The 15279-nt window shown below is 39.6% G+C and carries 14 protein-coding genes; 1 reads left to right on the top strand and 13 read right to left on the bottom strand.

The features are described 5' to 3' along the window. Nucleotide 1: 1 nt before the first annotated feature. The 6 genes from ACFQZ9_RS07710 to ACFQZ9_RS07685 form a co-directional block, all read right to left on the bottom strand. Entirely contained in the window at nt 2-784 is a 783-nt protein-coding gene (locus ACFQZ9_RS07710) for a Clp protease/crotonase-like domain-containing protein (RefSeq protein WP_498943061.1), read from the bottom strand. Nucleotide 785: 1 nt separating this feature from the next. Next, nucleotides 786-1697, bottom strand: coding sequence for a hydroxymethylglutaryl-CoA lyase (locus ACFQZ9_RS07705; protein WP_498943060.1), 912 nt, complete (start codon nt 1695-1697; stop codon nt 786-788). 21 nt (nt 1698-1718) lie between these two features. Continuing rightward, a complete protein-coding gene (locus ACFQZ9_RS07700; RefSeq protein WP_198309656.1) occupies nt 1719-1931 on the bottom strand; it encodes an acetyl-CoA carboxylase biotin carboxyl carrier protein subunit in 213 nt (70 codons plus the stop codon). Nucleotides 1932-1949: 18 nt separating this feature from the next. Next, nucleotides 1950-3311 (bottom strand): acetyl-CoA carboxylase biotin carboxylase subunit, encoded by a 1362-nt coding sequence (accC, locus tag ACFQZ9_RS07695; protein ID WP_498943057.1) that lies wholly within the window; start codon nt 3309-3311, stop codon nt 1950-1952. 155 nt (nt 3312-3466) lie between these two features. Next, nucleotides 3467-5434, bottom strand: coding sequence for an acyl-CoA synthetase family protein (locus ACFQZ9_RS07690; RefSeq protein ID WP_498943056.1), 1968 nt, complete (start codon nt 5432-5434; stop codon nt 3467-3469). A gap of 92 nt (nt 5435-5526) precedes the next feature. Beyond that, a complete protein-coding gene (locus ACFQZ9_RS07685; RefSeq protein ID WP_498943600.1) occupies nt 5527-6666 on the bottom strand; it encodes an acyl-CoA dehydrogenase in 1140 nt (379 codons plus the stop codon). Between the two features lie 336 nt (nt 6667-7002). Here ACFQZ9_RS07685 and ACFQZ9_RS07680 point away from each other — a divergent pair, with 336 nt between their 5' ends. Continuing rightward, nucleotides 7003-8826: a helix-turn-helix domain-containing protein gene (locus ACFQZ9_RS07680; protein WP_498943054.1), complete on the top strand. Its 1824-nt coding sequence runs from the start codon at nt 7003-7005 to the stop codon at nt 8824-8826. Nucleotides 8827-8917: 91 nt separating this feature from the next. Here ACFQZ9_RS07680 and ACFQZ9_RS07675 read toward each other — a convergent pair whose 3' ends face one another. The 7 genes from ACFQZ9_RS07675 to ACFQZ9_RS07645 form a co-directional block, all read right to left on the bottom strand. Continuing rightward, on the bottom strand, nt 8918-10945 hold the full coding sequence (locus tag ACFQZ9_RS07675; protein ID WP_498943052.1) for a YhgE/Pip domain-containing protein: 2028 nt from the start codon (nt 10943-10945) through the stop codon (nt 8918-8920). A gap of 166 nt (nt 10946-11111) precedes the next feature. Then, on the bottom strand, nt 11112-11549 hold the full coding sequence (locus tag ACFQZ9_RS07670; RefSeq protein ID WP_198309651.1) for an Rrf2 family transcriptional regulator: 438 nt from the start codon (nt 11547-11549) through the stop codon (nt 11112-11114). Between the two features lie 127 nt (nt 11550-11676). Further along, entirely contained in the window at nt 11677-12039 is a 363-nt protein-coding gene (locus ACFQZ9_RS07665; RefSeq protein WP_498943050.1) for a hypothetical protein, read from the bottom strand. An 87-nt stretch (nt 12040-12126) separates the two neighbouring features. Next, nucleotides 12127-12876 carry a gamma-glutamyl-gamma-aminobutyrate hydrolase family protein gene (locus ACFQZ9_RS07660; protein ID WP_498943049.1) on the bottom strand — a complete coding sequence of 250 codons (750 nt, stop codon included), beginning with the start codon at nt 12874-12876 and terminating at the stop codon, nt 12127-12129. A 59-nt stretch (nt 12877-12935) separates the two neighbouring features. Further along, nucleotides 12936-13658: an amino acid ABC transporter ATP-binding protein gene (locus ACFQZ9_RS07655; protein ID WP_498943047.1), complete on the bottom strand. Its 723-nt coding sequence runs from the start codon at nt 13656-13658 to the stop codon at nt 12936-12938. Continuing rightward, nucleotides 13658-14311, bottom strand: coding sequence for an amino acid ABC transporter permease (locus tag ACFQZ9_RS07650; protein ID WP_198309647.1), 654 nt, complete (start codon nt 14309-14311; stop codon nt 13658-13660). Before ACFQZ9_RS07650 ends, ACFQZ9_RS07655 begins: the two co-directional genes overlap by 1 nt. Nucleotides 14312-14412: 101 nt before the next feature. Next, the gene (locus ACFQZ9_RS07645) at nt 14413-15192 is read right to left on the bottom strand and encodes a type 2 periplasmic-binding domain-containing protein (RefSeq protein WP_498943045.1); all 780 of its coding nucleotides are present in this window, start codon (nt 15190-15192) and stop codon (nt 14413-14415) included. Nucleotides 15193-15279 lie beyond the last annotated feature (87 nt).

Genomic DNA, 15279 nt, shown 5'->3' with positions numbered 1-15279 from the left:
GTTACTCCCCTTTGTAGACAGGTTTCCGCTTTTCTTTAAAAGCCTGAAGTCCTTCCAAACGATCCTTTGTTGGGATTGTGACCTCATAGGCATTTTGTTCGATGGCAAGCCCTGTCGCTAATTCCACATCGTAACCTTTATCAATGGAAAATTTAGCCTGCCGAACAGCGATTGGGCCATTCTTAACAATTTGAGCTGCGATTTCCAATGCCTTGTCTAACAATGATTCCGGATTTTCTACAAACTCAACCAAGCCAATTTCCTTTGCTTCTTGTGCATCAATACGTCTAGCCGTAAAAATAAGCTCTTTTGCCCTTCCTTTTCCTACGAGCCTTGGAAGGCGTTGTGTACCGCCTGCACCAGGGATAATTCCGAGTGAAGTCTCAGTCAGGCCGAATTTTGCTGTTTCTGAAGCAACACGAATATCACAGGCCAAGGCTAATTCCGTTCCCCCGCCAAAAGCCGCCCCATTTACAGCTGCTATCACCGGTTGTGGTAATGTTTCCAAGCTGTTTACGCACTCCCGAATCAAGGAAACGGTTTTCTTTACGGTCTGCGCATCCATACCCGCTCGTTCTTTCAAATCAGCACCAGCACAGAATGCTTTTTCGCCGGCTCCTGTAACGACTAAACAACGAACAGACGGGGCAAATTTACAAGTGTCGATTATATTTTTAAGTTCTTCGAGAAGCTTGGTTGAAAGTGCATTTGCTGCATTTGGACGATTTAAGGTAATGACAACAACTCCATCTTCACGCGTTGAAACCTCTACAACCTGATCCAAATCACTCACCTCTTTCATTGTTCATGCATGCTTGAAGATTTCGGCTAGGTAAACTTCTTCCGATTTTTTCTTGAATAAAGCGTCCTGCTCCCAATAGTTTTTCTAAGTTGACGCCTGTATCAATGCCCATATTGCCCAGCATGTACAAAACATCTTCCGTCGCCACATTACCTGAAGCACCTGGTGCATAGGGACAGCCGCCTAATCCACCCGTAGAAGCGTCATAGGTGGTAATCCCCATGTCTAATGCCGCTAAAATATTCGCTGCGGCTGTACCATGTGTATCATGAAAGTGCAGTGCTAATTTTTCAATTGGGAAGCGTTTTAAAAGGACAGTTAACACCTCTTGAACTTGCTTAGGATTTGCTACGCCAATGGTATCTCCGAGTGACAGTTCTTGAATGCCCATCTCAAATAAGTGCTCTGACACCCGAATTACGTTATCAATCGAGACCTCGCCTTCATAGGGGCAGCCAAAAACAGTTGAAACATAGCCGCGGACTGTTTTTCCTGCCGACAAAGCTTCCTTTACGACCTCTTCCAAAACAGGAAAGGTACCTGCGATTGATTTGTTAATATTTTTTTGATTGTGTGTTTCACTGGCTGACATAAACACAGCCATTTCATCTATATTTCCTTCTAAGGCCTTCTCCAGCCCACGCCGATTTGGGACGAGAGCCGTATACGTGACACCTGGCATGCGCTCAATACCTTTTGCTACTTCCAATGAATCGGCCAATGCCGGTATCCACTTTGGATTAACAAATGAGGTAATTTCAATAGATTGAAGGCCTGTTCGGGACAATTGATTAATCCAGTTAATTTTATCCTCCGTGGAAAGAAAGGACTTCTCGTTTTGCAGCCCATCTCTTGGTCCAACTTCCTTAATGGTTACATTTGTGGGCCAGTTCATGCTCACATCTCCCTTGAAGGTTTATTCCATTTCGATTAAAAGATCTTCTTCATTCACAAAGTCGCCTTCATTTACTTTTACTTCCTTAACCGTGCCACTAACTTCAGCCGTAATCGGAATCTCCATCTTCATAGATTCCAAAATGATCACATCCTGACCTTCCTCAACCTTATCACCCGGTTGAACTAATACCTTCCATACGTTTCCTGCCATCACTGCAACAATTTTATTCATTGATTAACCCTCCTTGTGTTATTTCGTGACTGTTTTTTTATTATCCTGCAGATACTTTTCAACAAAATTTGTGGTCGTATCACCGGAAACGAAAGAATCGTGCCCCACTACTTTTTGAAGCATCGGGATATTAGTTTTAATCCCTTCCACCACATAGCGGGATAGAGCATCCCTCAAGATTACAATCGCCTCATTGCGATCCTTGCCCTTCACAACAAGTTTAGCAATCATTGGATCATAAAATGGGGTCACGACCGACTGCTCGCTCACTCCCAATTCATGACGGATGCCAGGACCTGCCGGTAACACAAATTTGGTAATTTTCCCTGGAGACGGGAAGAAGGTTTTCGGATCCTCCGCATAGATTCGGACTTCAATTGCATGCCCATTACGCTTGATCTCCGATTGTTTAAAGATTAATGTGTCTCCCCATGCAATCTGAAGCTGCTCGGCAACTAAATCTATCCCCGTTATTTCTTCCGTCACGGGATGTTCCACCTGCAGTCTCGTATTTACTTCTAAAAAGTAAAAGTTTTTATTCTCATCCACTAAAAATTCAATTGTTCCGGCATTTTTATAGCCGATTGATTTGGCCGCCTTCACAGCAGCTTCCCCCATCCTCCTGCGAGTCTCTTCATCTAAAAATGGAGATGGTGCTTCTTCAACGACTTTCTGATGACGCCGTTGAATGGAACATTCCCGTTCCCATAAATAAACGGTGTTCCCCTCTCCATCAGCAAGAATTTGAATTTCAATATGCCGGGGATTTTCTACATATTTTTCAATAAACATTTCTCCGTTGCCAAAAAAACTAACAGCCCGTTTCTGATTGCTTTCAAATGCTTTTCTAGTTTCATCCTCGCTGCGGACAATCTGCATACCAATGCCTCCGCCGCCAGCTGAAGCCTTTAACATCACCGGATAACCGATTCTCTTTGCCGTTTCCACCGCTTCTTCGACATCGGCTAGGGGCGATGTAATTCCCGGCACAACCGGAACTCCCGTCAGCTCCATTAGCTTTCTAGCTTCAATTTTACTGCCCATTTTGGAGATAACCTCCGGAGACGGTCCAATAAAAACAAGACCTTCCTCCTCACATCTGCGGGCAAATTCAGCATTCTCTGAAAGCAGTCCGTATCCAGGGTGAATACCCTCTGCCCCTGACGTATTCGCGATTTCAATGATTTTATCGATATTGAGATAACTTTCGGAGACCTTTGCTGGACCGAGTAAGTAAGCCTCATCCGCAGCCTTCACATGAAGAGCGTCCTTATCCGCTTCCGAGTAAACCGCAACCGTTTGGATTCCCAATGCTTTACACGTTCTGATCACACGTCCGGCAATTTCACCGCGGTTGGCAATTAATATTTTTTTGAACATACCTTTCCACCCTTTCTAACATCGTTAAGGAGATATGTAAAAACTAATCATTCATTTTGCAACATACTATACGATTATCTTTAGCTACTAATCTAGAATATTAGAACCAGTCATTACCAATCATTTACATGAAAATGACTGGTTCTAATTAATGACTATTTAACTGTTGATTTATCAGCAACTATTTTTTGTATTTGTGCAACGGACGCCGGATCTTCTAGTCCTGTAATGTCGCCATGAACACTACCTGATACAACAATCTCCTTTAATAAGCGGCGCATAATTTTGCCGCTGACTGTTTTTGGCAACATATCTGTAAAAACAATTGATTTTGGAGCAGCAATTTTACCAATTTGTTTTACGATCTGATCATTTATTTGTTGTTTTAATTCATCTGTTCCATTGAAGCCATCAGCCAGACGGACAAATACGAGCGGAACTTCTCCTTTTATTTCATCAGGAATTCCAATAATGGCGGTTTCAGCGACACCCTGACATTCTAGGACAGCGCTTTCCATCTCCATTGTACTTAAACGGTGTCCAGCAACATTAAACGCATCATCTGAACGGCCAACTACCCATATATGTCCATCATCATCGATCAATGCAAGATCGCTGGCATAATAACTGCCTTCCACCTGGCTAAAATAGGAACCGAAATAGCGCTCCGGTTCTTTCCAAAGTGTCCGGCACAGCATAGGAAATGGTTTTCTAATTATAAGATTTCCTAACTTACAAGGTCCTACTGGATTGCCTTCTTCATCCACAACATCCAAAACTGCGCCTAAAAATTGAGTACCTGAGGATCCCGGTTTCATTGGCGTCAGCCAGGCTGCCCCTGCAATTGGACATCCTGCTGTTTCCGTTTGGCCCCAAGTATTATTGATATATATCTTTTTCTTTCCTAAAATTTCATATGTCCAGTGCCATGTTTCCGGATCGAAAGGTTCACCCACTAGAGATATGACATCAAGACAGGATAAATCAAATTTTTCTAGTGCCTTTTCTCCCATACTCTTTAACATTCTTAATGCTGTTGGGGCAGTAAATAACTTATTCACCCGGTATTTTTCAATAATTTGATAAAAACGGTCCTTTGTTGGATAATCAACTGCTCCTTCATAGACAACAGTTGTTACACCATTCGCTAAAGCACCGGTAATTCCCCAAATATGCATCGTTAACCAGCCGATATCCGCGGTACACCAGAAAACATCGTCATTACGGTGATCCATATGATACTTGGCATATGTGTAATTTTGAGTAACAAATGCCATGCCGGAATGCACAACACCTTTCGGTTTACCTGTCGTACCACTCGTATAGAACACAATACCGCTCTCGTTCGCTTCAATTCTCTCAGGCTCACAAACGATACTTGCGGCTTTTGTCTCTTCATGCCACCAGTAATCCCGGCCTTCTTTCATTTGAACCTCTGAACCTAATCGATTTACAACAATGACTGCCTCAATCGAAGAAATAGATGGCACTACATTATCGACTTTTTCTTTTAAATGAATGACTTTTCCCCGTCTTTCCGTTGCATCTGCAGTGACCAATACTTTTGGTTCAAAACTGATAAGTCTGTCTGTCAATGATTTTTCGGAATAACCTGAGAAAATCGTATTGTAAATCGCACCCAGACGAAAACAAGCTAAAACGGCAATAAAGGCTTCGGCTAGATTTGGAAGATAAATAGCTACGCAATCACCTTTTTTTACACCAAATGATTTAAGTACATTGGCAAATCGATTTACTTCAGCAAGAAGCATATTATACGTATAAAATCTGGTGTCCCCGTTTTCGCCTTCCCAAATGAGAGCGGTCCGGTTTCCTGCCCCATTTTCTATATGCCGATCAAGTAAATTTACACTCGGGTTACTAATACCGCCGACAAAAAAGCGAAAATCAGGAAGTTGTCCACTAATAGTTTCATTCCATGGTTCATACCAAACAAGTTCACGGGCTGCACGATCCCAAAAGGCAGCAGGGTCTTCTTGGGATTGTTTAAGAAGTTCTCGAAAAGCTTCGCTGCTTCCAATAGAGGTTGAACGCACTTTTTCTACATCTGGATAAACGAGTTTACTATTTGAAACTACTTGTAAAATTCCACTGACATCCATGTAAAATTGCTCCCTTATCTATTTTTTTATCCTGTTGATTTCCGCTCCAAAAATCAACATTGTCCTTCAGCACAGCTTGCTATATACATTCTTTAGCAGCCAATTTCACGTGCAATAACCATTCTTTGTACTTCGGAGGTTCCCTCCCCAATTTCTAGAAGCTTTGCGTCCCGGAAAAAACGTTCCACCTGATATTCCTTCATATACCCATATCCGCCATGGATTTGGACTGCTTGATCACAAACCCGCATGCAGATTTCTGAAGCAAATAATTTCGCCATAGCGGCTTCCTTTTTAAATTTCTTGCCTTGATCCTTTAGCCAAGCGGCTTTATAAACCATATTTCGAGCTAATTCAATGTTCATTGCCATGTCAGCCAGTTTGAATTGAATCGCTTGAAACTTCGAGATGCTTTGGCCAAATTGTTTTCTTTCCTTTGCGTATTGAAGTGCTTTGTCATAGGCGCCTTGAGCAATCCCAACAGCCATTGCACCAATGCCAATCCTTCCGCCATCAAGTGTAGCTAAAAACTGCTTGAATCCATTGCCTTCCACACCTAAAAGATTCTCCTTGGATACGCTTACATTTTCAAGGATTAGTTCTGTTGTATTCGACGCGTGAAGGCCCATTTTTTCATAATTGTTAATGACCCTAAATCCTGGAGCTTCAGTCGATACAATAAAGGCGCTAATTCCATTGGTACCTTTTGAGCGGTCGGTTACGGCTGTAATCGCAAGATTTTTAGCAAAGCTTGCATTCGTAATAAAACATTTGGAACCATTAATTGTCCACTGATCTCCCTCTAACGTTGCCGTTGTTTGCGTTCCCCCAGCATCAGACCCTGCATTCGGCTCTGTCAATCCAAAAGCACCCAAATATTCTCCTGTACAAAGCGGTGTTAAGTACTTTTCCTTTTGTTCATGTGTTCCAAATAAATGGATTGGTGCCCCCCCTAAGGAAATATGGGCAGAATATGTAATTCCCGTTGACCCGCATACACGGCTTAATTCTTCTACTGCAATGGCAAAACTAACTGTATCTGCGCCACCACCGCCATATTGTTCAGGAAAAGGCAGCCCCATGATTCCTAACTTCGCTAACTTGTTGAAAATTTCTTTTGGAAATTCTCCTGTCCGGTCTCTTTCATCTGCACCCGGGGCTACTTCCGCCTCTGCAAAATCACGAATTAGTTTTCGTATCATCGCCTGTTCTTCTGTTAAGTCAAAATTCATCTTTGCATCCAGCCTCTCATTTTTTTGATTAGAGTAACCAAATCTTGATGCAACCTGTTGAAAAGGTTTCTTGATGAATACCATTAACATATTTCTTAATCTTCTAATAATTATAACGTAAAAAATTCAGAATACTATGTCAATCTTCATGAAAATGATTCGATAAAATTTGTGGATTTTATACAAAAACAGGAATTGAAACGCTTTCAATTTACTTCTATAATTTTACTATAGAGATATTTTTTTAGCAGAATTATTAGAATAAGCATTGGTTACTACTGAATTAGCAATTTTTAATACTAGTAATAAACACACTAATCTTTCGGGAGGACCAAAATGGAAGATACATTAACGCATCGCCAGCTTCAGTCCTTAATACATATTTCGAATGTCCTCAATACCTCATTCGATATTGAAACTATTATTGAATTAATAATGCGTGAAACCATTTCAGTGGTTGAAGCTGCGGAAGGCGGCTCATTATGGTTATATAATAAAAAACAAGATTGCTTAATTGCTCAATCCGCACAGGGTGTTTTTTACCCCAAAATTTTCCGACAAATTCGTCTTAAACCTGGAGAATCGATGACGGGGATAACATTTGAAAAAAGAAATTCAGTTATATATAAAAACGAGAATGAAATTAAAACAGCTTTAGCAACTTTATCATTTAAAAATTCAGGGTTATTAAGCAGATCGATACCTGAAAATTTCCACTTTTCAACGGTTATTTCTGCCCCGATTTTTTTGAAGGGTGAATGCATTGGGGTGTTTACGTTAGATTCTTTCCAACAGTCTTTAAACTTTAAGCCTGAAGACCTTCATCTATTAGAAGCAATCTGCCATCAAGCAGCTGTTGCATTAGAAAGATCCAGTCTCTACAAGGAAAAAGAGCAGACTGTCAAAAACCTTTCGTATTCCATTGAAACGCATAGAACCCTAGCGAATCTTGTTCTTCAGGGAGAGGACCTTCATTCTATATTACAATACATACACCGGTGGATTGGCCAAAACACATTTCTTTTCGATGAATTAGGAGACCAAATAACTTCTTCCTATGATCCCGTTCTTTCCACCGAGATTCTAATGTTTGTTAAGCATCAAGCTGCTATATTGATGAAATCAACTGAAAATTCCCTTTCCGTTAAGGAAGTTGACATAGTAGGTGTCCCGTATCAGTTGGTCAGCTTACCACTTGGCTCGAAGCCGAATTTCCTTGGTTTATTAATGATTCTATCAACGAAAAAATTGGACGAAATGGATTTGGCCGCTCTTGAACATGCCTGCACGGTTCTTTCCTTACAAGTATTTAAAGAGCAGACCGTATTCGAGACCCAACAACGTTTAAAGGACGAATTTGTGACAATGCTCTTTACTGAGCATATGGACGAGGCGCTTTTACAAAGAGCAAAAAGCCTGGACCTAAATCCAGGAGATAACTATATTGCAACCATTATTGAATTTTCAATAGATTCTAACCAGAAGAATCAGCCTAAAGAAGGCCTAATTAGAAAAATGATTCAACTTACAAACCAGGCTTTTCTCGGACCTTACACAAAGGGTATGACAGTAACACATCATCATCAAATCGTGGTGCTTCTTTCCGATCATTCAAATACTGCCAATTCTTTCATTGTTTCGCGGGTAAAAGAAAAGGTAAAGTGGATTCAACAGGAAATAATGTCGAGAAATTGGGAGGTTGAGGTTGCTTTTGGAATAGGTAGAGTCAAACAAGGGCTGCAGAATGTCCATAAATCTCTCAAAGAAGCTGAGAATTGTTTGAACTTTATTCGTCATTTTCACTGGGAAAATTCAATTCTTAGTTATTCAGATCTCGGGATTCAAAGGTTTATACTGCAAAATCCCGAAGAAGAAGTGATGGAATTTATCAATGAGGTGCTTGGTCCCCTCATTGACTATGAAAACTCTCGAAAAGGAGACCTTCTCAAAACTCTTTATATCTATCTGGAGGGAAACCAAAATGTGAAAAGAACGGCAGATACCTTGCATGTTCACATCAATACTTTAAGCTATCGTTTAAAAAGGATTGAAGAAATACTCTCGATTGATTTAACGGACAGTAAACAGGTACTTAACCTTCATTTGGCTGTTAATTTATTTCGATATATAAAAAAACAACCAAGCACTCAAATGGTGTGAAATGCATCTAGAGGCAGACTCGGTTAAAATCAAATTTTAATCGGCTTGCCTCAGCTTTAACTAAAATCTACATGTAATTCAATCAGTATTATCAAGGAACCAATCTAGTAGCTTTCGCTTTTTCTGCTGTTTTCTGGATTCGAGTTCCTAATGGTTTCTTTAAGACAAACGCAATCAGAAAACTAATCCCAACAAAAACAAGTAGGGCAAAAAAGTCTTTGACAACAATCTTGTTAATCATTCCACCGACTGTTTCCCGCAACATGCTAACACCGTAAGTGAAAGGCATGAAAGGATTTAGCTTTTGGAAAAAGGTTGATGTCACACTTACGGGAAATGTTGCGCCAGAACTTGAAATTTGCAGGACCAAAAGAATAATGGCTAATCCTTTCCCGATATTGCCAAACACGGAACACAATGTGTAGGTAATAATGATAAACACCATGCTCATGAAGATGCTGAACAAAACAAACCATCCTTTGTCCACCACATAGGTATGAATGATAAACAAATCTCCTAAAGAAACAATTGCCGCTTGAAATATACCGATTGTTAGAAAAGTTAATAGTCTACCAAGATAAAGCTGATAGTCCCTATAGCGATTGTCCAAATTTTCTACGTCGACTCTCAATGAAGCCACAAGGAGCGTAGCCCCTACCCACAAAGCAAGCATCGTATAAAATGGTGACATTGCTGAACCGTAATTGGGGATCGGAAAAATCCGCTTTGTTTTTAACAAAACTGGATTGGATAAAAAATTGCTCTCCTTCGTCGGATCATGCTTTAAAAATTGAATCAAATCGTAAAAATTAACACTATTTTTAAATTGTCTAATTCTATCTGCAGCTGTTCTAACTTTTTCTTCAAATCCAGGTAAATCATTTCTGGCCAAATCCGCTGCTTTGTGAATCACCCTTTCAACTTCAGGAAGCTTAGTCCTGACAAGATCCGCTGCTTTTCGAATGTCCGCCTCTAGTCCTGGCAAATCATTCCGGACAAAATTGGCAGCTTTATGGATTTTTTGTTCAATCGTCGGCAACTCATTTTTTACAAATACAGAAGCTGTGTTAATTCCTCCTACTCCTTTATCTACTTTTTGTTGAAACTCAACTCTGGCAGCTTGGACGTCATGATGAATTTTTACTAGTTCATCATATACCTGATTCAACTGTTCCTGATTTCCCTTGGTATCTGCTTCATTTGCAGCCTTCGCTTGATCTATTGCATCCTTTATTTTGGTTTCGATTTCAGTAAGGTTTGCTACTACATCTGCTACAATCGAAGATGTTCTTTGTATATCCGAAAGCTTTTCTTGGAGGGCGAGCACCTTGTCGCCTGCATTCTTTACAAGCGGTAAATTATCTTCGACTTTTAAAATACTGGCACCTGCCCGGTCAAGCTCTGGTATTCTTTGCTCTAGTTCAATAATTTGTTGACCTTTCCTGTGAATCTCAGGAAGTTTACCCTCGAGTTCAATTGCTTTTTTCCCCATTTGATCGATGACCGGGAGTGCCTTTTCCAACGCAAAAATTTGTTTTTCCACATCTAGAATCGAGGGCAGATCTTTTTCAAGTTCGACTCCAGCCTTATAAAATCCTGAAAAAATCGCATCTCCAACGGTTTTAATAAAGGCCTGGCTAATTTGAGCTGTCACACTTGATGCACCTGAGCTAGCAATTTTCGGTGCAACGGCATTAATTTTTTCATTTACCCCAAAAATAATCTCAGGTTTTTCAGGATTCGCGGTTATGATGCTTGTAATTTTTTTTGAAAATTCCTTTGGAAGGATAAGATAGGCATAGTAGTCTCCTTCCACTACCCCCCTTTTAGCTTCACTAGTGCTCACAAACATCCAGCCCAGTTTATGATTCTTTTTTAAATTATTTACTGTTTCATTTCCAACATTAATATTCTTTCCACGAATTCTAGCACCTTCGTCCTCATTGGCGACGGCAACTTGAATTCCCGATGTATTCCCGTACGGATCCCACATCGACTTGATATTAAACCATGCATACATAGAAGGCAGGATCATAAGTCCCACTACCAACAAAGCAACGGAAGGAACGCTGAATATATTTTTCCAATCTGATCGATAAATGTGCCAAATTTTGCCCATTTCAAAACACCTCATGTCATAGAGCATCCTAACTATTATCTTTTGAAAATGGGTTGATTTTATGACTTAATATTTTATTTGACTATAAAGTAGATTTTTAATGGAGGACAGATTAAGTGAATTTTTCAATGTGTAAATAAAAAAAGCAGATTCATTAATCATCTGCTTAGTCCTTTAATTTTTCTTTATTAACAATATCCTTCACAACATCTTCAAGAGTCACATTTTCCAAGGTTTTCTCCATAGCTACTTGAGCAGCGGTAAATAAGGGGCCAATTGCATCTTGGATATTCCTTCCCACAGGACAAACCGGATTTGGTTCTTCGTGGACACTAAACAATTCATTCTCTTGTACAACATTCACTGCCTTATATACATCAAGTAAAGTAATATCAGATAAATCCCTGGCTAGTTTCGCTCCTGCAATACCAGGGTGTACTTCGACTAACCCGGCTTTTTTAAGCATCCCCATAATTTTTCTTATCACGACAGGGTTTGTATTCACACTTCCAGCTAGAAATTCTGATGAACTGATTCCCTCTTTATTAATTTCAATAAGCGTTAATATATGAATTCCAACTGCAAATCGACTACTAATAGACAATCCCAGTCACCTACCTTATCTTTGTTATACATGTAATTATTTTAATTACAAATTTTATTATACCCTAAAATAAAGAACAAATTGAAGAGGTCGGTATTACAAAGTCAAGAATAAAGGAGATGAGTATTTATCTCATCTCCTTTATATTACTAAATGGCAGACTAAGATTCTTTAATGTATAAAGTCTCGCCGTAAAAATGAATAACTCATGATAATTATTTTTTACGTATTCATCAATAATGCTGATTCCTTTATTAAATCCATCAACCAGATAAAGCGTATACTTTTCATCCCAAGAAAACTGATTGATTCTGATTAGCTCATCTGCAATGATTTGAAACTTAAAATCCTCAATCAGCAGTTTAATTTGATAGATTTTATCTTTCTCCACACGGCTTCTATCTTTATTTTCATAATTTTTTTGAACGAATTTTATAAAATCATTGATATTTTCCGCCAACATTAACGCTTTTTGCATCTCGAATTTCATCTCACCATCTCCTCAATATCTAAAAATCTAATCCTTAATTAAGAAGATTGTATGTCTTGAAATGATCATTTAATACTGACAAGCCAATTACCCAACGGTTTCTAAACCGTTATTGAAATGGTATTTGCTTACTTCTACTAATCGATTAAATAATTCCTGCATCTCCGGATGTTTTTCTGACATCGATTCGGGATGCCATTGAACAGCGACCAAATATGGATAATCCTTTCCTTCGACCGCCTCAATCATTCCGTCATTAGCTAGCGCTGTAATGACAAGGCCTTGTCCTAATTCCTCTATCGCTTGATGATGAAGTGAATTTACAAGTATATCTTGATATCCCCAAATTCCATAAATCAAGCTATTTTTTTCCAGTTTTATATGGTGGAATGGCAGCGGTCGGGGGATGGTCTGCTCATGAAGATGGACTTCTTTTTCTATTAAAGAAGGAATATCTTGTATAAGTGTTCCGCCACAGGCAACATTGATTATTTGTATTCCCCTGCAAATCCCGAATATCGGCTTTTTTGTTTTTGAAAAATAATCAAATAACTTTATCTCGAATTCGTCCCTCTCCGTTCGAAAAAAACCTATTTTTGCATGTGGGGGCTTGCTATAAAATTGTGGATCAACATCTTCCCCGCCGCTAAAAATGATCCCGTCGCAAAGCGTAACATATTGTTTAATGGCTTCTTCATCTTTAACAACAGGAAGAAGTATCGGGATCCCGCTGGCTCGTTCCACTGCCCGGTGGTAGTCGTGATGAATATACACACCTTCCATGTTGTCATTATACTTAACATAGGATGTCGTAATGCCAATGATTGGTTTTTTCATTTTTTTCACTCTTTCTCTTCTTTATTTCGAATAAGGATGGGCGAAGATTCAATACCTACTTAAAGGACCTTATCTAGAAATGAACGAAGTCGCTCACTTTTTGCTCCGCCAAATATCTCTTTAGGTGGTCCATCTTCAACAATCACACCTTTATCTAAAAATAAAATTCGATCAGCAACTTCTCTTGCGAACCCCATTTCATGCGTGACAATAATCATCGTCATCCCCTCATTAGCCAAGGTACGCATAACCTGTAATACTTCTCCAACTGTTTCCGGATCTAGAGCGCTGGTTGGTTCATCAAACAACATCACCTTCGGATTCATCGCAAGGGCTCGTGCGATGGCCACCCGCTGCTGTTGTCCGCCTGATAAACTTTTCGGATATTCACTTGCTTTTTCAGTCAAATCTACTTTCTTTAGATAATTCATGGCAATCTTCTCTGCTTCATCTTTGGTTATTTTTTTAATTTTAATAGGTGCCAGTGTGATATTCTCTAAAACCGTTTTATGAGGAAATAAATTAAACTGCTGAAAAACCATCCCCATTTTCTGCCTCGTAACCGTAATGTCATGCCCTTTTTCTGTTACGCAGGTTCCTTCAAAATAAACCTCTCCACTTGATGGAAGTTCGAGCTGATTGATACAACGCAGCAGCGTTGATTTTCCCGAACCAGACGCACCGATTAAACAAACAACTTGTCCTTTCGGAATAAATAAATCAATTCCTTTTAAGACATCATTGGAGCCAAAGGTTTTATGTATCTTTTTCATTTCCAGCATTAATTCGACACCTTCCTTTCCACAAGCTCAGTTAACCAGTTAATCGAGGTGTACAATACCCAGTACATTAATCCAATCGTAAAAAGATAGGCAAATATTTCATAGTTTTGCGCATAGCCAATTTGGGCACTGTACGTTAGTTCAACTACTCCGATGACGGCTAATAGAGAGGTATCTTTTAAACTTATACTAAACTGATTCATAAAGGCTGGAGTCATTCGTTTTACTGCTTGCGGTAAAATAACATAAAAAAATGTTTGACGTTTTGTGAACCCAAGGGCGCTGCTCGCTTCCTCTTGTCCTTTATCAATTGATGTAATGCCAGCACGGAATACTTCTGCAAGGTAAGCACCTGCATTGATAGAAATCGTCATCGCTCCAACAACCATCGGAGATAGGCCTCCAGGGACAATCATGGGCATGATGGCGAAATAGACGAAAATAATTTGAACATATAAGGGTGTACCACGAATAATACTTACATACACTCGGGTGATGCTTTGTAAAATCCGATTGGAACTAATCCGAAACATCCCAAAGATTAATCCGATGATTGTCGCAAAAAGTAATGAAATACAGACAATTTCAAGAGTCTTCCCCGCCCCTACTAAAAGGTTAGGGAAGTCCTGCCAGACCATTTCAATTCCTCTCATCGTAACCCCTCTTTCTTCTATGTTTGAAAAAAGGCGCATTCATCTCATGCGCCTTTTTGTTCTTCTCATTTCTATGTTGTATTTCTGAAGCACTAAAACACTTATTCTCCGAAGTACTTTTTATGCAACGCATCGTATTCTCCATCGTCCTTTATTTCTTTCAATCCTTTATTAAAATCCTCTAAAACCTTTTCCTCATCCTTTGCGATAGCGATCCCATATTGTTCCCCTGTTAAGCGCTCCCCAACTATTTTTAGACCTTTCGCTGTACCGGATTTCATTTTGTCGGTTACAAATGGATAGTCGTTAACTAACGCATCGGATTGTCCATTTTGAACATCTAAGTAGAGTGTCGGCTCATCCTCTAAAATCTTCACCTTTGCACCATATTGCTTCGCTAATTCTTTTGCCTTTTCCAATCCGGAGGTTCCGTTTTTAGCAACAATGCTTTTTCCCTTTAAGTCAGCTGGACCGTTTATATTACTTCCCTCTTTAACTACTAGCACCAGACCACTATCAAAATAAGGATCGGTGAAATTAGTAACTGCCTTGCGTTCTTCTTTAATCGTAATGGCTGCAGCAGCCCCATCCACCTGATTCGTCTTTAAGGATGGAATGATTCCATCGAATTTCATATCCTTCCACTGGATCTTATATCCTTCTTTTTTTGCAATCGCTTCTACCACTTCGATGTCAAAGCCCGCAAATTTCCCATTCTCTTTGTGTGCAAAAGCCCCACCGTCCGCGCTTGTCGCAAATACTAGTGTTCTTTCTTTTGAATCACCACTTGAATTGTTGGTCGTTGTTGATGCTTTCCCACACCCTGCAAGCGCAAGTGTTATGGCACCGCAAACAGCAATCGTTTTCAACACTTTTTTCATTGAATCCCCTCCCAATATGGTTACCATGTACTTTATTATTCTTTTTATCTATCTAAAAGGAGTATAAAACTCCGAATCCACATTCCA

The organism is Neobacillus sp. GCM10027624 (assembly GCF_042675345.1).
Lineage (GTDB): Bacteria > Bacillota > Bacilli > Bacillales > Cytobacillaceae > Neobacillus > Neobacillus cucumis_D.
This window is presented reverse-complemented; position numbering and strand designations above follow the sequence as displayed.